Source organism: Pseudarthrobacter sp. J47, from assembly GCF_049810315.1.
Taxonomy (GTDB): Bacteria; Actinomycetota; Actinomycetes; order Actinomycetales; family Micrococcaceae; genus Arthrobacter.
Map to the genome: position 1 here is coordinate 2,223,375 of NZ_CP187358.1, position 17,715 is coordinate 2,241,089.

General features: G+C 65.4%; 16 protein-coding genes and 1 tRNA gene. 7 read left to right on the plus strand and 10 right to left on the minus strand.

Annotated elements, in window-relative coordinates; translation table 11 throughout:
* The first annotated feature begins 26 nt into the window (after nt 1-26).
* Both pepN and ACPJW8_RS10135 read left to right on the plus strand, forming a co-directional pair.
* Nucleotides 27-2,564 carry an aminopeptidase N gene (gene pepN, locus ACPJW8_RS10130; RefSeq protein WP_330188486.1) on the plus strand — a complete coding sequence of 846 codons (2,538 nt, stop codon included), beginning with the start codon at nt 27-29 and terminating at the stop codon, nt 2,562-2,564.
* Nucleotides 2,565-2,571: 7 nt separating this feature from the next.
* On the plus strand, nt 2,572-3,054 hold the full coding sequence (locus ACPJW8_RS10135; protein WP_330188487.1) for an OsmC family protein: 483 nt from the start codon (nt 2,572-2,574) through the stop codon (nt 3,052-3,054).
* A gap of 13 nt (nt 3,055-3,067) precedes the next feature.
* Here the strand turns inward: ACPJW8_RS10135 and ACPJW8_RS10140 are convergent, their stop codons facing one another.
* Nucleotides 3,068-4,060 carry an epimerase gene (locus ACPJW8_RS10140; protein WP_330188488.1) on the minus strand — a complete coding sequence of 331 codons (993 nt, stop codon included), beginning with the start codon at nt 4,058-4,060 and terminating at the stop codon, nt 3,068-3,070.
* A gap of 119 nt (nt 4,061-4,179) precedes the next feature.
* Here ACPJW8_RS10140 and ACPJW8_RS10145 point away from each other — a divergent pair, with 119 nt between their 5' ends.
* Both ACPJW8_RS10145 and ACPJW8_RS10150 read left to right on the plus strand, forming a co-directional pair.
* Nucleotides 4,180-4,869, plus strand: coding sequence for a mechanosensitive ion channel family protein (locus tag ACPJW8_RS10145; RefSeq protein ID WP_330188489.1), 690 nt, complete (start codon nt 4,180-4,182; stop codon nt 4,867-4,869).
* A 4-nt stretch (nt 4,870-4,873) separates the two neighbouring features.
* The gene (locus tag ACPJW8_RS10150) at nt 4,874-5,326 is read left to right on the plus strand and encodes a globin (RefSeq protein WP_330188490.1); all 453 of its coding nucleotides are present in this window, start codon (nt 4,874-4,876) and stop codon (nt 5,324-5,326) included.
* A 24-nt stretch (nt 5,327-5,350) separates the two neighbouring features.
* On the opposite strand, the gene ACPJW8_RS10155 is transcribed toward ACPJW8_RS10150, so the two are convergent.
* On the minus strand, nt 5,351-6,031 hold the full coding sequence (locus ACPJW8_RS10155; RefSeq protein ID WP_330188491.1) for a hypothetical protein: 681 nt from the start codon (nt 6,029-6,031) through the stop codon (nt 5,351-5,353).
* Nucleotides 6,032-6,094: 63 nt separating this feature from the next.
* Between ACPJW8_RS10155 and ACPJW8_RS10160 the strand changes: the two genes are divergently transcribed.
* Nucleotides 6,095-7,000, plus strand: a complete 906-nt coding sequence (locus ACPJW8_RS10160; RefSeq protein ID WP_330188492.1) for an acyl-CoA thioesterase II — start codon at nt 6,095-6,097, stop codon at nt 6,998-7,000.
* 91 nt (nt 7,001-7,091) lie between these two features.
* Here the strand turns inward: ACPJW8_RS10160 and ettA are convergent, their stop codons facing one another.
* The 5 genes from ettA to ACPJW8_RS10185 all read right to left on the minus strand — a co-directional run bounded on the left by ettA (nt 7,092) and on the right by ACPJW8_RS10185 (nt 11,459).
* Nucleotides 7,092-8,774, minus strand: coding sequence for an energy-dependent translational throttle protein EttA (gene ettA / locus ACPJW8_RS10165; RefSeq protein WP_330188493.1), 1,683 nt, complete (start codon nt 8,772-8,774; stop codon nt 7,092-7,094).
* Between the two features lie 42 nt (nt 8,775-8,816).
* A complete protein-coding gene (locus ACPJW8_RS10170) occupies nt 8,817-9,377 on the minus strand; it encodes a DUF6993 domain-containing protein (protein WP_425256319.1) in 561 nt (186 codons plus the stop codon).
* Between the two features lie 20 nt (nt 9,378-9,397).
* Nucleotides 9,398-9,982 carry a single-stranded DNA-binding protein gene (locus tag ACPJW8_RS10175; protein WP_330188495.1) on the minus strand — a complete coding sequence of 195 codons (585 nt, stop codon included), beginning with the start codon at nt 9,980-9,982 and terminating at the stop codon, nt 9,398-9,400.
* Between the two features lie 167 nt (nt 9,983-10,149).
* Nucleotides 10,150-10,225: transfer RNA gene (locus tag ACPJW8_RS10180), tRNA-Arg, on the minus strand.
* 64 nt (nt 10,226-10,289) lie between these two features.
* A complete protein-coding gene (locus ACPJW8_RS10185) occupies nt 10,290-11,459 on the minus strand; it encodes an ROK family transcriptional regulator (protein WP_330188496.1) in 1,170 nt (389 codons plus the stop codon).
* 221 nt (nt 11,460-11,680) lie between these two features.
* Between ACPJW8_RS10185 and xylA the strand changes: the two genes are divergently transcribed.
* On the plus strand, nt 11,681-12,868 hold the full coding sequence (gene xylA / locus ACPJW8_RS10190) for a xylose isomerase (RefSeq protein WP_330188497.1): 1,188 nt from the start codon (nt 11,681-11,683) through the stop codon (nt 12,866-12,868).
* A 10-nt stretch (nt 12,869-12,878) separates the two neighbouring features.
* Nucleotides 12,879-14,300: a xylulokinase gene (xylB, locus tag ACPJW8_RS10195; RefSeq protein WP_330188498.1), complete on the plus strand. Its 1,422-nt coding sequence runs from the start codon at nt 12,879-12,881 to the stop codon at nt 14,298-14,300.
* A gap of 89 nt (nt 14,301-14,389) precedes the next feature.
* On the opposite strand, the gene ACPJW8_RS10200 is transcribed toward xylB, so the two are convergent.
* The 3 genes from ACPJW8_RS10200 to ACPJW8_RS10210 are packed head-to-tail and all read right to left on the minus strand — an operon-like array spanning nt 14,390 to nt 17,609.
* Entirely contained in the window at nt 14,390-15,229 is an 840-nt protein-coding gene (locus tag ACPJW8_RS10200; protein WP_330188499.1) for a sugar phosphate isomerase/epimerase family protein, read from the minus strand.
* Nucleotides 15,226-16,440, minus strand: coding sequence for a dihydrodipicolinate synthase family protein (locus ACPJW8_RS10205; protein ID WP_330188500.1), 1,215 nt, complete (start codon nt 16,438-16,440; stop codon nt 15,226-15,228). Before ACPJW8_RS10205 ends, ACPJW8_RS10200 begins: the two co-directional genes overlap by 4 nt.
* Nucleotides 16,440-17,609 carry a Gfo/Idh/MocA family oxidoreductase gene (locus ACPJW8_RS10210; protein WP_330188501.1) on the minus strand — a complete coding sequence of 390 codons (1,170 nt, stop codon included), beginning with the start codon at nt 17,607-17,609 and terminating at the stop codon, nt 16,440-16,442. The genes ACPJW8_RS10205 and ACPJW8_RS10210 overlap by 1 nt, the downstream gene beginning before the upstream one ends.
* Between the last annotated feature and the right edge of the window lie 106 nt (nt 17,610-17,715).

Sequence of the window (17,715 nt, forward strand, 5' to 3'; positions counted from 1 at the left end):
CTTTTGGAGGACCCACTTTGCCCGGTATGAACCTCACGCGCGCCGAAGCCCGCGAACGCGCCGAACTGCTCGCGGTGGAATCCTACGAAGTCTCCCTGGACCTCACCAGGAGCGAACGGGTCTTCGGCACCACCACCACGGTGAAGTTCAGCGCAGTGCCCGGTTCCGCCACGTTTATCGACGCCGTCACGGACACCGTCCACAGCGTCACCCTCAACGGCCGGGAACTGGACCCCGCGGTTGTAGCGGACGGCATCCGGATCGAGCTGCCGGACCTCGCCGCGGACAACGTGCTCACGGTGGTGGCCGATGCCCCCTACATGAACACCGGCGAGGGCCTGCACCGCTTCGTGGATCCCGTGGACCAGGAGGTGTACCTGTACACCCAGTTCGAGGTTCCCGACTCACGACGGATGTTTGCGGTCTTCGAGCAGCCGGACCTGAAGGCCACGTTCCAGTTCACCGTGACCGCACCGTCCTACTGGGACGTCATCTCCAACTCGCCCACGCCCCAGCCTGCCGCCGTCTCGGATTCGGCGTCCCGGTGGTCCTTCTCCCCCACGCCGCGCATCTCCTCCTACATCACGGCACTCATCGCCGGGCCCTACCAGGCTGTGCGCAGCGAAGTGTCCAGCTCCGATGGCCGCGTGGTGCCCCTGGGTGTCTTCGCCAGGAAATCCCTCATGCAGTACCTCGACGCGGACAACATCTTTGAACTCACCCGCCAGGGCTTCGAGTTCTACGAGGCGCAGTTCGGCTGCCCCTACCCGTTCGAAAAATACGACCAGCTGTTTGTCCCGGAGTTCAACGCCGGAGCCATGGAGAACGCCGGCGCGGTGACCATCCTGGAGGGCTACGTCTTCCGCAGCAAGGTCACCGGGGCGCAGATTGAGCGTCGCGCCATCACGGTGCTCCACGAACTGGCGCACATGTGGTTCGGAGACCTCGTCACCATGCGCTGGTGGAACGACCTCTGGCTCAACGAGTCCTTCGCCGAATACATGTCACACCTGGCCGCCGTCGAAAACACCAGCTTCACCAGTGCCTGGACCACCTTCGCCTCGGTGGAAAAGTCCTGGGCCTACCGGCAGGACCAGCTGCCCACCACGCACCCGGTCTTCGCCGAAATCAATGACCTGCAGGATGTTGAGGTGAACTTCGACGGCATCACCTATGCCAAGGGCGCTTCCGTGCTGCGGCAGCTGGTGGCCTGGGTTGGGCCGGAACAATTTATGGCCGGCGTGCGCGAGTACTTTGCCAAGCATTCCTGGCAGAACACCGAATTGTCCGACCTGATGGTTGAACTCGAGAAGGCCAGCGGCCGCGACCTTGACCAGTGGGGCACGCTGTGGCTGGAGACAGCCGGCGTCAATACCCTCAAGCCCGATCTGCGCGTGAACCCGGACGGAACCATCGCGTCATTCGCGATCCTGCAGTCCGCGGTTTCCGAATGGCCTACTCTGCGCCCGCACCGGCTGGCCGTGGGATTCTACGACCTCACCCCCGCAGGCAAGCTCGAGCGGGTGCACCGCGAGGAACTGGACGTCGACGGCGACCGGACCGAGGTGCCGGCCCTCACCGGCATGCCCCGCCCGGCTCTGGTCCTCATCAACGACGACGACCTCGCCTACGCCAAGGTGCGCCTGGATGAGCAGTCCCTGGCTACCGCAACGGCCCACCTGAAGGATTTCAGCGAAAGCCTGCCCCGCACGCTCGTGTGGAGCTCCGCCTGGGATGCGGCCCGCGACGGTGAGACACCGGCCAGGGGCTACGTGCGACTCATCCTGGCCAACGTCGCGGCCGAAACCGATTCGTCGGTCATCCTGGTACAGCTGCGCCAGCTGGCCACCACGTTGAACTTCTACGTCGCCGAGGAGCACCGGGAAGCCACGGCTGCTGCCGCTGCGGACACCCTGTGGCAGCTGTCCCGCTCTGTTCCTGCAGGCTCGGATGCGCAGCTGCAGTTCGTGAAGGCCTTCGCCCTCCACGCCCGGACTCCGGGCCAACTGGACACCATCAGCGGACTGCTGGACGGCACACTTGCCCTCGATGGGCTCGCCGTGGACCAGGATCTTCGCTGGGAGCTGCTCACATCCCTGGTGGTGGGCGGCCGCGCCGCGCAGCCGGAGGTCGACGCCGAGCTTGCCCGCGACACCACCGCCAACGGACAAAACGCCGCCGCGCTGGCAACCGCCGCCATTCCCACGGCCGAAGCCAAGGCCGCGGCCTGGGAGTCGATTGTGGTGAAGGGTGAACTCTCCAACGCCCTGCAGGGGTCCGCGGTGGCGGGCTTCACGCGCGTCCTGGACCGTTCGCTGCTGGAACCGTACGTGGAGAAGTACTTCGACGCCGTTCCCGGCATTGTGGCCAACCGCACCCATGCCCTGGCACAGCAGATCGTCGTCGGGCTCTACCCGGCGCTGCTCACCCGGCAGTCCACCATCGACCGGACCGACCAGCTGCTGGCCGGCCTGGGCGAGGACAACGCGGCACTGCGGCGCATGATGCTCGAAAACCGCGACGGCGTGGCGCGCGCCCTGCGTGCCCGGGCCGCGGACATCTAGGCGAGCCATGGCACTGGGCGAGCACCACTATTCATTGACGGTCCGCTGGACCGGCAACCTTGGCGATGGAACGTCCACGTACCGCGGCTATTCCCGCGATCATGACGTGGCCATCCCCGGCCTGCCGGTGCTGCCAGGCTCCGCTGACCCTACCTTCCACGGGGACAGGGAGCGCTACAACCCTGAGCAGCTCCTCCTGGCGGCGCTGGCCCAGTGCCACATGCTGTCCTTCCTCCACGTGGCAGTACGCCACGGCGTTGTTGTCACCGCTTATGAGGACGCCGCAACCGGACTGATGAGGACGAACAATGACGGCAGCGGACAGTTCGAATCAGTGACACTCAATCCGCGGGTGACGGTGGCTGACGCCGGGCATGTGGACATGGTGGCTGAACTGCACCACGAGGCCAACCGGCTGTGCTTTATTGCCCGGAGCGTGAACTTCCCGGTGCACCACACGCCGGTCACGGTTGCTGCTAGCCACGGTTAGGGGCTGACGCCCGTCAGCCCGCGGGCAGCAGCTCCCGGACCAGCCGGTCTTCCGTCTCCGGGGTGAGGCCCGCCTTCCGTTCGCGGGAGAGCCCGCGGCGGCGTTCGTCGTCGAGGGTGTCCTGGAGCGTCGCCTGCCAGGGCCGCAGGGAAAGTCCTGCGGCCCTGGCAGCGGCATTACTGCGGCTGCTGAATCCGTCATGGCCCGGGGGCAGCCACAGCGGCAGCGAATCCGGCCCGGACCAGTACTGGATGCCGCGCTCCACCAGCCAATCCTCCGCAGCCGCCAGAACGGCACCCTGGCATCCGGTAATTTCCCGGGAAGCTTCGAGGTAGTCCCCAAAAGGCACCTGCTCCCCCACCGCGTTCAACGGGCCGGTAATGCCCCTTTCGGCGGCATCGAGTACCCAGGCCGCGAGGTCCCGGACGTCGATCACCTGCGTGGCGCTGCCTGGAATGTCCGGGACCACCACCGGGCGGTTATCCCGCGCGAAGCGGGCCGGCCAGTAGCCGTACCTGTCTGAGCTGTCCCCCGGACCGCTGATCAGGCCCGCCCTGCAGAGATGGGCCCTGCCGGTGGCTGCTTCGAGGGTGGCCTGCTCAATGGCGGACTTGGACTCCCCGTAAGTCTCCGGCGTCGATGGCGTTCCGGGCGGCAACGGAGGAAGAAGGTCCGCCAGCTCGGCGGCCTGGGGCATGGAGTGGTCCGCGTAGACGGAGCAGCTGGAGACGAAGGTCCAGTGGCGGGCCCTCCCCGCAAGTGCCGTGAGGGCGTCCCGGGCAAAAACCGGATCCCGGGCCACTTCGATAACCGAATCCCACTCTCCGGAGGCCTCCGCATAGCTGTTCGCGCCCAGTGAACGGTCCGATTCAAGCCACCGGACGCCGGCCGGCGGTTCTTCCGCGGAACCGCGGGCCAGGCACGTGACCTGGTGGCCTCCGGCTACGGCTTGCCGGGCGATTTCTGCTGACAGGAAGGCGGTTCCGCCAAGGACCAGGATGCGCATGACCCCACGCTACGGCGCTAGGGTTGATGGAGGACAGACCCTTACGCGCTGGGCGTACCACGCGTACGGGGCCCGTAAACCGGTACCCGCCGGCAACCCCCCAAGGAGCAGCCCTACAGATGTTGAGCATGTTGTCGATCACCCCACTCAGTTCCGATCCCAGCGGCGTCAGTCTTGCCGGCGTGGTGATCAGCCTCGGAATTGGTGTTGCCATCTGGCTGGCAGCGACGTTCGTGATTTCGCGCATCACCAAACGTGTGGCGTCGGGCAGCAACTTCTTCAGGAAGCCGCACTTCAAATGGGTTGCCCCCGCATTGCGGGCACTGGACCATGAACGCCGGGTGCAGCGGGCGGAAACCATCGGGGCGCTGCTCAAGAGCATCGTCGGCGTCCTCGTCGCAGTGATCACCATCATGTACGTCCTGCAGAACCTGGACGTCAACATCGCCCCGCTGCTTACCAGCGTCGGCATCCTGGGTATCGCCATCGGCTTCGGCGCCCAGCAGCTGATCCGCGACTTCCTGGCAGGAATCTTCATCACCATCGAAGACCAGTACGGGATTGGCGACGTCATCGAGACCAGCGAAGTGGTGGGCGTTGTTGAATCCATGGGCCTGCGCATCACCCGGGTCCGCGCTGCGGACGGGGCCATCTGGTACCTGCGCAACGGCGAGATCCTGAGGGTAGGCAACCGCTCGCAGGGCAACTACGTGCCTGTGGCCGAACCCGCTCCGTCCGATCCCGGCCACGGCATGGGCACCGAGACCGGCGCTGACGGACACAAGCCGGACCAGAAAGCCGGAGAATAGGACCATGACTACACCCGCACAGCCGGAACAGCCCCGGCAGCTGATGCAGAACGATCCCTTCAGCAAGCCGGGCTACACCGATAACTTCTATGACGCCGTCGGAGGCCACGAAACCTTCGCCAAGCTCATAGACGTGTTCTACGACGGCGTGGCCACGGACCCCATCCTGCGGCCCATGTACCCGGAAGAGGACCTCGGGCCCGCCAAGCGGCGCTTCCTGATGTTCCTGGAACAGTACTGGGGCGGTCCCACCACCTACGGCGACGAACGCGGGCACCCCCGGCTCCGGATGCGGCACATGCCGTTCCGGGTGACGCCCGAAGCCAAGGACCGGTGGCTGCTCCACATGCGCACCGCCGTCGATTCGCTGCAGCTGCCGCCCCTGTACGAGGGCACGCTGTGGGATTACATGGAACGCGCGGCACTGTCCATGGTGAACAGCGCCCCTGATTCGTGAAGGCCGCGGAAACCCCGCTGCCTGCTAAAGCCCGGCGCCTGTCCGCACCAGGACATGGCCGCGGACACCACTGAGCCGGAACCAGCGGCCGGCCCGGTAGACGCGTTGTTCACCGTCACCCAGGAATCCGAGGGTAAGGGCGGCGAACGCAGCGCCGGCAGGCAGGCCTTCGAAAGCCGGGCGGGCCTTAGACCCTGCCGGCAGGTCGCGTCCCCAGACAGCCGCCCGGGCGCTGTTCACCACGTGGGCGCCGGGGCTCGCGGGAACCAACGCAGCAACCTCCGTGATTCCAGCTTCGGCAGCCGCGCTCAACTCCGCATCAGGAATGCTGCCCAGCAGCGACCATCCTGACCGGGGCGCGCTGACTCCCGTCCAGGATTCGGTAACCGTCGACGGCGGCACCGGCAGATCGACGTCGTTCTCCCCTGCCCGGGCCAACCGGTCCAGAACCGCACCGATGGGCACTGTGACATCGGTGGCTGACTCCCGGGCCAGCCCCATGGTCCGCAGGCCAAGGATGGTGGGCGTGTTTTCGCCGAGGATCCTGGGCCGCAGGACACACACATAGGCGGCGAGAACAGAACCCGAGGCCTGAAGCCGCATGGCGCCGTCGTCGACCGATTTAGCACGTGTGGCGAAGGTACGCAGATCCGCAAGGTCTCTGGGATCCGGGAACGTCAGGGAGGGTGTCAGAAGGTCAGGCACACTATGAACCCTACCCTCAGGGCCGCGGTTGAGCGGCCCCGGAGGGCCGTCTAGAGTCAAACCATGACTGAAGTTGAAGCCGGCCTGCCCGCGGCCCCCGGCGCCGATCCCACGCAGACCCTGATCGAGCTGCTGACCCTTGGCGACCTTGAGGGCGCGCGCACCAGTGAAGATATCTTCCTGGGCCCCTCGCAACAGCAACCCATGCAGCGGGTCTTCGGCGGACAGGTCCTTGCACAGTCGCTCATCGCCTCGATCCGGACCGTCGAACCGGACCGGGCCGTCCATTCCATGCACGGCTACTTCCTCCGCCCGGGGGACGCCAACAAGCCCATCACGTTCGGCGTGGAGCGGCTGCGGGACGGCCGTTCGTTCTCCGCACGCCGGGTTCACGCCTACCAGGACGGTGCCCCCATCCTGTCCATGATCGCCTCGTTCCAGGCCGGAGACGAAGGCATCGAGCACCAGTCGGACATGCCTGAGGGCATCCCTGATCCCGAATCCCTGCCCACCACCGCGGAACTGCTGGGCGCATTCGACCACCCGGTGGCCAAGCACTGGGCCTACGAGCGGCCCTTTGATATCCGGCACGTGGACCCGGCACTGTACGTCAGCGCCAACGGCGAACGCTCCGCCCGCAACGCCGTCTGGATGAAAACATTCGGCCCGCTGCCGGACGACGCCAACCTGCACCGGGCTGCCCTGGCCTACGCCAGTGACTACACGCTGCTCGAATCCATCCTCCGGCGCCACTCCCTCAGCTGGATCACCCCCGGGATGAGCGTGGCAAGCCTGGACCACGCCATGTGGTGGCACCGCGATGCGCGGGCCGACGAATGGCTGCTCTACGTCCAGGAGTCACCCAGCGCCCAGGGCGCCCGCGGCCTGGCTACCGGCAAGATCTTCAACCGCGCCGGCCAGCATGTCGCCTCCGTGGCGCAGGAGGGCATGGTCCGCGTTCCGCGCTAAGGCTTTTCCCTACAGACGCCAACGGCCGGCATCCTCATATGAGGGTGCCGGCCGTTGGTTGTTACTGCGTTTCTTGGACCTGCCGTCGCGATCAGTCGCGGGTCAGGCGGCGGTGCGTAACGCGGTGCGGCTTGGCCGCATCCGGTCCGAGGCGCTCCACCTTGTTCTCCTCGTAGGACTCGAAGTTTCCTTCAAACCAGTACCACTTGGAGGGGTTGGCTTCGTCGCCTTCGTACGCCAGGATGTGCGTGGCCACCCGGTCCAGGAACCAGCGGTCGTGCGAGACCACAACGGCGCAGCCGGGGAATTCCAGCAGCGCATTTTCCAGGCTGGAGAGGGTTTCGACGTCGAGGTCGTTGGTGGGCTCATCGAGGAGCAGGAGGTTGCCACCCTGTTTCAGCGTCAGCGCCAGGTTCAGGCGGTTCCGCTCACCACCGGAGAGCACACCGGCCTTCTTCTGCTGGTCCGGGCCCTTGAAGCCGAAAGCGGCTACGTAGGCGCGGGAGGGCATCTCGACCTGGCCCACCTGGATGAAGTCGTTGCCGTCTGAGACAACTTCCCACAGGGTCTTGTTGGGATCGATGCCGCCACGGCTCTGGTCAGCGTAGGAGATCTTGACGGACTCGCCGATCTTCAGCTCGCCGCCGTCCAGCGGCTCGAGGCCAACGATGGTCTTGAACAGCGTGGTCTTGCCAACACCGTTGGGACCGATGACGCCGACGATGCCGTTGCGCGGCAGGGTGAAGGTCAGCCCGTCAATCAGGGTGCGGCCGTCGAAGCCCTTCTGCAGGTTCTTGGCTTCAAGCACCACACCGCCAAGGCGCGGTCCCGGCGGGATCTGGATTTCTTCGAAGTCCAGTTTCCTGGTGCGGTCTGCCTCGGCTGCCATCTCTTCGTAGCGGGCCAGACGGGCCTTGGACTTGGTCTGGCGGCCCTTGGCGTTGGAGCGGACCCACTCAAGTTCCTCGGCAAGGCGCTTGGCCTGCTTGGCGTCCTTCTTGCCCTGGACCTCGAGGCGGGCACGCTTCTTTTCCAGGTAGGTTGAGTAGTTGCCCTCGTACGGGTACAGGTGGCCGCGGTCGACCTCCGCGATCCACTGGGCCACGTGGTCCAGGAAGTAGCGGTCGTGGGTCACGGCAAGGACGGCGCCGGCGTAGCTGGAGAGGTGCTGTTCGAGCCAGAGGACGCTTTCGGCGTCGAGGTGGTTGGTGGGCTCGTCCAGGAGAAGCAGGTCCGGCTTCTGCAGCAGGAGCTTGCAGAGTGCAACACGACGGCGCTCACCACCGGAGAGGTTGGTGACGTCCGAATCGGCCGGCGGGCAGCGGAGTGCGTCCATGGCCTGCTCGAGCTGGGAATCGAGATCCCATGCATCGGCGGCGTCGATCGCCTCCTGCAGGTGTCCCATCTCTTCGAGCAGGGCGTCGTAGTCGGCGTCGGGGTTGGCCATCTCTTCGGAGATTTCGTTGAAGCGCTGGATCTTGCCGTAGATCTCGCCGACGCCTTCCTGGACGTTGCCCAGGACGGTTTTTTCCTCGTTCAGCGGCGGCTCCTGGAGCAGGATGCCCACCGTGTAGCCGGGGCTGAGGCGGGCTTCACCGTTGGAAGGGGTGTCCAGTCCGGCCATGATCTTCAGGATGGTGGACTTACCGGCACCGTTTGGGCCCACAACCCCGATCTTGGCGCCCGGGTAGAAGGACATGCTTACGTCATCGAGAATGAGTTTTTCGCCAACGGCCTTGCGGGCATTGGTCATTGTGTAGATAAATTCCGCCATGGTTCCAAATCTAGTGGGTCAGCGGTTATATCTCACATTCGGTCACGGGACCGCCGAACCTACAAAACACCTGCCGGAAGAGAGGACGGGCAGGACTGTGACCGTCACAGTGCCCTCGCGGATGTGCCCGACAATGCAGTCGGCGCCTTGAAGTACTGCCGCCTGCACAGCGTCCGCTTCCAGCCCGGTGGGTGTTCTGGTGGCGGAGACTTCCACTCCAGGACCGGAAAAGCCTGCCGCAGCGAGTGCGTCCACCACCTGCCCGGAGTTGGGCTTTCGCGATCGTCCGGCGAGCGCTGCGAGGGCATCCTCTACAGCCTCTTTCGCTGACTGTGCTGCGTTCTGATCCGGCGGGACCGGAACAGGATTCACGGTTCCCGCGCTCTGGGCCTCCGGCACGGTGGCTGGACCCGGGGCCTGGTGTGCTGCTGGGCTTGGCGTCGCGGACAGAACAGGTCCCTGGGTAAGTGACGGCGGGTCTGCAGAAACAGCGTCCACAACGGTGCAACCCGACGTGGCGAAGACAGCTGTTGCGAGCAGGACCAAACCACGGGTGCCGCTTCGCCGGCTGCGTCCCTTGCCCCCAGTCTCCATGGCGCCCATTCTGCCACGCGACGACTTCCTCAGACCGGCGCGGATACCTCGCCGGTGCTTGGGTCCACAGCTAGGTTGTTCCCGTCCGCATCCTTCATCATCAGGGGGCCGTCGGCTTCACCATCAAAGCCGGAGCTGGCGTACGGGTCTTCGTCCGGACGGTCGGCGTCCTCCGGAGCGTCGTAATTCCCCGGGTCCGAGCCGTCCGGCCCCTGGGTATTGCGCTGACGGTTGCCTCCTTCGTAGTCCGCATTGCTGTCAGAGGTCCGGACGTAGCTGGCGGAACCATGCTTGAGGTCATGCCCCACTGTGACTGCTTCGAGCTCTGCTTCCAGGTGGGTCTGGCCATCCCGTACCCAGGTCCTGTTTTTGATCTTGCACACCACGATGATTTTCTGGCCCTTCTTGATGCTGCATGCCAGGTTGCCGGCCAACTGGCGGTAGGCCTGCACGGTAAACCAGTTCAGGTGGTCCTCACCCATGGCGTTTTTGCTGGAGTCCCACCGTTGCAGGGGTGAGGCAAACCGGAAGCTGACCGCCTGGACTCCGGTCTTGGTGATGGAGGGCTTGGGTTCGCTTCCGACGAAGCCCCTGAGAGTGATGATGTCAGTCATGATCGTTTCCTTACTCTGTGCGTGCTTGCGGCTGGTTTGTCCAGCTTGGCGGCACGCAGGAAACGGGGACAGAGGCCACTTGGGCTATGTGGATAACCGAGGTCGCGGCTGCCCGGGAACGGGCAACGGCCCTGACCCGCGTTTGCGCAAGCCAGAGCCGTTTTTAATGGTGCCCCAGGAGGGAATCGAACCCCCGACCGGCGGATTAGAAGGCCGCTGCTCTATCCCCTGAGCTACTGGGGCGGGTCGACGCCGGGATCGTGCCCAACGCCTCAAGAAGTTTACCCTGCGCGCCGCGAAGGTGTCGTTACGTCCCGGCGGGGTCGGCCAGGAGTCCCGCAAAGGCCAGTTCAGCCGCCCCCACGAGGAGCAGTTCTGATCCTAGAACGGCCCGCTTGATCCGGACGCCGGTTCCCAGCCCGCCAATGGTTCCCGCCGCAACGGCGGAGGCCAGCCGGTCCGGGTCCTGGGAGTAGAGCGCCCCAAGGAACCCGCCGAGGACGATCATGTCGGGATTGAAAATGTTCACGAGGTTGGTCAGTGCCACTGCAAGCAGGTCAATCTGCCGTTCAATTTCCCGCAGCAGCTCCGGCGTGGGGCGCTCGGCAAGGGCGCGTTCCAGTTCCTCCTGGTCTGCACTCTTAAGTCCCAGCGGTTCAAGGAGCCGCTCCAGGCGGACTTCAGCATCCAGGCAGCCGGACCGGCCGCAATGGCATGTGCCGCCGTCGGACTTTACCAGTGTGTGCCCCAGTTCACCGGCGAAACCTGCAGCGCCGCGCAAGGGCCTGCCCCCACTGATGACCCCGCCACCGATACCACTGGCGCTGCCGTTCAGGTACAGGGCATCGGAGACGCCCACTGCGGCCCCGTAGATGCTCTCCGCGAGGCAGCCCAGCGTGGCGTCATTTCCCGCACGGGCAGGAAGGCCGAGCGCGTCTTCCAGTACCAGGGCAAAGGGTTCATCGGACCATTCCAGGTGCGGCGCCAGCAGGACGCTGCCGTCGGAAGACCTCACCAGCCCCGGCACTGCTGCTCCAATGCCAACAATCCGGTCCATACCGTCCAGTTCGCCCTGCATGCCGTCGATAATCGCCCGGCTGATGTTCACTGTTTCCTTCACGGACGGGCGGGTGGCTGCCTCATACCGGATGCGGCGGTGTACACGCCCGCCCAGTCCCACAAGCCCCACGGTCACGGCATCGACGTCGGGATTAATGGACAGCGCCGCAACTTTCTCGTTTACGTGGACCAACGGACTGGGCCGCCCCGCGCGTCCGACGGCGGGCGGTTCCGTTTCGTAGGCCAGTCCAAGTCCGCTGAGCTCACTGACCAGCGCTCCAACAGTGGACCGGTTCAGCCCCGACTTCCGCGTTAACTGCGCACGCGAGAGTGGACCATCCCGATGCAGCATGCCGAGGACCCGCGACAGGTTGCTGTGGATGACGGCGTCGGCGCCAACCAACTGGGGAGCTGTCACTTCATGCCTTCCGCCGCATTTTTGTTGCCAGCTAGAACTTACCGTCCGCATGAGCCCAAACTCAAGCAGCTCCGCCCAACTAGGTAGCAGTAGATGCCGTTATGGGGCCTCATAAGGGCACCTACTGCTACCTAGTTGGGAGGGTGGGCGGGTATTGACAGGTGCGTCCGGACGACAATAAGTTGTTACTCACAACTAATACAATCTTTCCCGGAGGAACCATGACAACGACGCCAACCCCTCAGGACCGCTTCACCTTTGGCCTCTGGACGGTGGGCTGGACCGGCGCTGACCCGTTCGGCGTTTCAACCCGCCAGGCCCTGGATCCGGTGGAAGCAGTCCATAAGCTGGCCGAACTGGGCGCTTACGGCATCACCTTCCACGACAATGACCTGGTCCCGTTCGACGCCACGGCATCCGACCGTGAGCTGATCCTGAAGAACTTCCGCGCAGCACTGGCCGAAACCGGCCTGAAGGTTCCCATGGTTACCACCAACCTGTTCAGCCACCCGGTGTTCAAGGACGGCGGGTTCACGTCCAACGACCGCTCCATCCGCCGCTTTGCCCTGTCCAAAGTCCTGCGCAACATCGACCTCGCCGCGGAGTTCGGCGCCGAGACCTTCGTTATGTGGGGCGGCCGGGAAGGCAGCGAATACGACGGCTCCAAAGACCTCGCAGCAGCCATGGACCGGATGAAGGAAGGCGTGGACACCGCCGCCGCCTACATCAAGGACAAGGGCTACAACCTCCGCCTCGCCCTGGAACCCAAGCCCAATGAACCACGCGGCGACATCTTCCTCCCCACCGTGGGCCATGCGCTCGCCTTCATCGCCCAGCTTGAACACGGCGACATCGTGGGCCTCAACCCCGAAACCGGCCACGAGCAAATGGCCGGACTGAACTTCACACATGGCATCGCCCAGGCCCTGTGGGCAGGCAAACTCTTCCACATCGACCTCAACGGCCAGCGCGGCATCAAGTACGACCAGGATCTCGTCTTCGGCCACGGCGACCTCACCAGCGCCTTCTTCACAGTGGACCTCCTGGAGAACGGCTTCCCCAACGGCGGCCCCAAGTACGACGGCCCCCGCCACTTCGACTACAAACCCTCCCGCACCGACGGCTACGACGGCGTCTGGGAATCAGCCAAGGCCAACATGTCCATGTACCTGCTCCTGAAGGAACGCGCCCTCGCCTTCCGCGCCGACTCCGAGGTCCAGGAAGCACTGGCCGCGTCCGGAGTGTTCGAGCTGGGCGAATCCACCTTGGCCGCAGGCGAAACGGCCGCCGACCTCCTGGCCGATGCGGCTGCCTTCGAGGACTTCGACGCCAACAAGGCCGCAGAGCGCTCTTTCGCCTTCATCCGGTTGAACCAGCTGGCCATCGAACACCTGCTCAACGCCCGCTAGGAAAGTTGCCATGCCACTCGTAGCCGGAATCGACAGTTCCACCCAGTCCTGCAAGGTGGTCATCCGGGATGCGGATACCGGAGCACTCGTCCGCCAGGGCCGCGCCGTGCACCCGGAGGGAACGGAAGTCCACCCGGATCATTGGTGGACCGCGCTCCAGGAAGCGGTCCGGGATGCCGGCGGGCTTGATGACGTGGCGGCGGTTTCGGTGGCCGGCCAGCAGCACGGCATGGTGGTGCTGGACAGCCAGGGGGAAGTGATCCGGCCGGCGTTGCTCTGGAACGATACCCGCAGCGCCAAGGCCTCCGAAGACCTGATCCGCGACGCCGGCGGTGGAGACATGCAGGCAGGTTCACGCTACTGGGCGGAGACGACGGGGACGGTGCCGGTGGCGTCGCTGACGCTGACGAAACTCCAGTGGCTTGCACGGAACGAGCCCGACAACGCGGCGAGGGTCGCGGCCGTGTGCCTGCCCCATGACTGGCTGTCCTGGCGTCTGGCAGGCTTTGGTCCGGGAAGCGGTGAGGCGGGCCTGGCAGCCCTGGCAACGGATCGTTCCGACGCCTCCGGGACCGGATACTTTTCGACGGCGGCAGGCCGGTACGTGCCGGAACTCCTGCAGGCAGCACTCGGCCACGTCCCAGTCCTGCCAAAGGTCCTCGACCCGCTGGCCGTGTGTGGAAAGACGGCGGGTGGCAGCCTGATAGCGGCCGGCGCGGGCGACAACGCCGCTGCGGCCCTGGGGGTTGGTGCCGGCGTGGGCGACGTCGTGATGTCGCTGGGGACGTCCGGTACCGTTTTCGCTGTCTCGAAGGGCCCCACTGCTGACGCGTCCGGGCTGGTGGCCGGCTTCGCCGACGCCACCGGCAACTTCCTTCCACTGGCCTGCACGCTGAACGCCACCCGGATCTTTGATGCCACTGCCGCGCTGCTGGGGGTGGATCTCCTAGGATTCAACAACCTGGCGCTCGCGGCCGGCGCGGGCGCCGGCGGGTTAACGCTGGTGCCCTATTTCGACGGCGAACGCACGCCGAACCTGCCTGATGCCACGGGTTCCCTGCACGGCATCACCCGCACCAACTACACGCCGGAGAATCTGGCACGTGCCGCCGTCGAGGGGGTGGTGTGTTCCCTTGCAGACGGGCTGCGTGCCCTGCAGGACCAGGGTGTCACCGCGGAGCGGATCATCCTGGTGGGCGGCGGAGCGCAATCCCCTGCCGTCCAGGAAGCCGTGGCACGGATCATCGGGCTGCCCACCCTGGTGCCCGAGCCAGGCGAGTACGTGGCCGACGGCGCCGCACGCCAGGCCGCGGGGATCCTCGGCGGACAGTTCCCGGCATGGGAGCTCGGCTCCGTGACAGTTCCGGCGTCGGCGCCTGCTCCCGAGGTGCTGGAGCGATACCGAAGCCTGGCAGCCGTCTATACGGCCTAGCGCCGCAAAAACAACGCCGCACAGCACAATGGCCCGCTCCCCCACGAATCGGGGGAAGCAGGCCATTGTGCAGTAACTGCTGGAACGGGTCAGGCGTACGGAAGAACCAGTTCCTCGTAGCGCTGCTTCACCGTGGCAAGGACTTCGTTGCCGTTGGTGTCCCAGATGTCCTGGTTGAAGATTTCGACCTCGATGTCACCCGTGTAGCCCGCATCGCGGACCCAGGTGCCGATCGTGGCGAAGTCCACGATGCCGTCGCCCATGTAGCCGCGGGAGAGCAGCGGGTCGGCTGCGATCGGCATGTTGAAGTCGCAGACCTGGTAGGACGCGATGCGGTTTTCCCGGCCCGCGCGCTCGATCTGTGCCTTCAGTTCCGGATCCCACCACACGTGGAAGGTGTCCACGGCAACGCCGACGGCGGAAGCGTCGTACGGCGCGGCCAGGTCAAGCGACTGGCCAAGCGTGGAGATGAGAGCGCGGTCGGCTGCGTACATCGGGTGCAGCGGTTCGAGCACCAGGCGGACGCCGTTTTCGACGGCGAACGGAACCAGCTGCTCGAGGCGGTCAGCCACGCGCTGGCGGGCTGCGACGACGTCCTTCTCGCCTTCGGCGAGGCCGCCGACCACCAGGAACAGGTCCCGGGTGCCCAGCGTTGCTGCCTCGATGATGGCGGCGCGGTTGTCTTCGAGCGCCTCTGCCTGGCCCTCGGCATCGATGGCGGTCAGGAAGCCGCCACGGCACAGCGAGGATACCCGGAGGCCGGCGTCGGCGATCATCTTGGCGGCGTTCTCCAGTCCGGCTTCGGCCACGCGGTCGCGCCACGGGCCGATGGACGGGATGCCTGCCTTGACGCAGCCTTCTACGGCCTCGGCGAGGGTCCATTTCTTGGTGGTCGCCGTGTTCAGGGCAAGGCGGCTGAAGTCGCTCATGCGCCCACACCGTTGATGCGGAGGAAGTCGGACATGCGGAAGGCTGCCAGCGAGGGGTCGCGGAGCAGGCCGGCCTGGTCAGCGAGCTCGAAGGTGCGGGCCAGGTGGACCACCGAACGGCCCGAGTGGAGGCCGCCGACCATCTGGAAACCGGCCTGCTTGCCGTTGAGCCAGGACATAAACGCGATGCCGGTCTTGTAGTAGAACGTCGGCGCGCTGAAGATGTGCTTGCCCAGCTCACGGGTGGAGTCCAGGATTTCGCGTGCCTTCGCGGCGTCGCCGGCGTCGTACTTCTGCAGGGCAACGGAAGCGGCCGGGTAGATGGCTGCGAAGATGCCGAGCAGGGCGTCGGAGTACTTGCTGCCGTCGCCGTCGATCAGCTCCGGGTAGTTGAAGTCGTCGCCGGTGTAGAGGCGGACACCTTCCGGCAGGGCAGCGCGCAGGGCGACCTCGTGGGAAGCGTCCAGCAGCGAAACCTTGACGCCGTCAACCTTGGAAGCGTTGTCACGGATCAGGCCGAGGAACGTCTCCGTCGCGGTGGCGACGTCGTCCGAGCCCCAGTAGCCGGCGAGGGCGGGGTCAAACATGGTGCCAAGCCAGTGCAGGATGAGCGGCTGCTCAACTTCACCCAGGAGCGTCGAGTACACGTACAGGTAGTCCTCGGCGCTGGTAGCGACCTTGGCCAGTGCGCGGGAGGCCATGAGGATGACCTTGGGTCCCGCTTCGCTGACTACGGCGATCTGCTCGCGGTAGGCCTCGATGACGGCGTCCAGCCCTGCCTTTCCAGCCGGGATGGAGGCGATGTCCAGCTGGTCAGTGCCGGCGCCGCAGGAGACGAGGTCCCGGACGGACTTGCCGGCGGTGGCAACGCCACCTGCGGCAACCACTGAAGCTGCTTCGGCGCCGGAGCGCTTGATCAGTTCCTGGGTGGCAGCCCAGTCCAGGCCCATGCCGCGCTGTGCGGTGTCCATGGCGTCGGCAACGCCCAGGCCATAGGACCACAGCTCGTGGCGGTACGCCAGGGTGGCATCCCAGTCCAGGCGGGCCGGTGCACCCGGGAAGTTATCGGCGGTTACCTCGGGAATAACGTGGGCCGCAGCGTACGCGTGGCGGGACGTCAGCGGGGCATCAGGCTTGGCCCAGACGGTGGGTGCCTGGAGCGTGTACTGGCGGATGCCGCCGTCGTTGGTGGGAAGGATCAGCGAGGTCATTAGAGGGTGATCTCCGGGATATCGATGGTGCGGCGCTCGTCGTTGGACTGCAGGCCCAGTTCGGCGAGCTGCACACCGCGGGCTGCGGACAGCAGGCCGAAGCGGTGTTCGCGGCCGGCAACGACGTCGCGCAGGAACTCTTCCCACTGCAGCTTGAAGCCGTTGTCCAGGTCAGCGTTGGCGGGAACTTCCTGCCACTGGTCGCGGAAGGACTCCGTGACGGGAAGGTCAGGGTTCCAGACGGGCTTCGGGGTGTGCGCGCGCTGCTGGGCAACGCACTTGTTCAGGCCGGCAACAGCAGAGCCGTGGGTTCCGTCGATCTGGAACTCAACCAGTTCATCGCGGTACACGCGGACGGCCCAGGAGGAGTTGATCTGGCCGATGACTTCATCGCCGCCCGGGGTCTCGAGCTCGAAGATGCCGTAGGAGGCATCGTCGGCGGTGGCCTTGTATTCCTTGCCTGCCTCGTCCCAGCGGGCCGGGATGTGGGTGGCGGTCTTGGCGTTGACGCTCTTGACCTTGCCGATGATGCCTTCGAGGACGTAGTTCCAGTGGCAGAACATGTCAGTGGTCATTCCACCGCCGTCTTCCTTGCGGTAGTTCCACGAAGGACGCTGCGCGGCCTGGATGTCTCCTTCGAAGACCCAGTAGCCGAACTCGCCACGGATGGACAGGATCCGGCCGAAGAAGCCTTCGTCCACCAGGCGGCGCAGCTTGACCAGGCCCGGCAGGTACAGCTTGTCGTGGACAACGCCGGCAGTCACGCCGGCTTCCTTGCCGATTCGGGCCAGCTCGATGGCCTCTTCGAGGGTCTCCGCCGTGGGCTTCTCGGTGAAGATGTGCTTGCCGGCCAGCATGGCCTTCTTCAGCGTGGCAGCGCGCAGGCTGGTCATGGAGGCATCGAAGATGACGTCCACAGTGGGGTCGTTGATGACCGAATCAAGGTCAGTGGTCCATTCGGAGACCTTGTGGAGTTCGGCAAGCTCGCGGATCTTGGCTTCGTTGCGGCCCACCAGGATCGGTTCTACCTGGACCTTGGTGCCGTCAGCCAGAGTGAATCCACCGGCGTCGCGGATGGGCAGGATGGAACGGAGCAGGTGCTGGCGGTATCCCATCCGCCCGGTGATGCCGTTCATCGCAATACGGATGGTCTTCGTTTCCAGGCTCATGGGTCCTCCACGGTGAGTTGAGCAGAAATTACTCAAACAGTCAGAAAGTGTTGATTGGGAAAGCGCATTCCCGTTGGGATCAATGATGCCTTGTCACAACACGGTT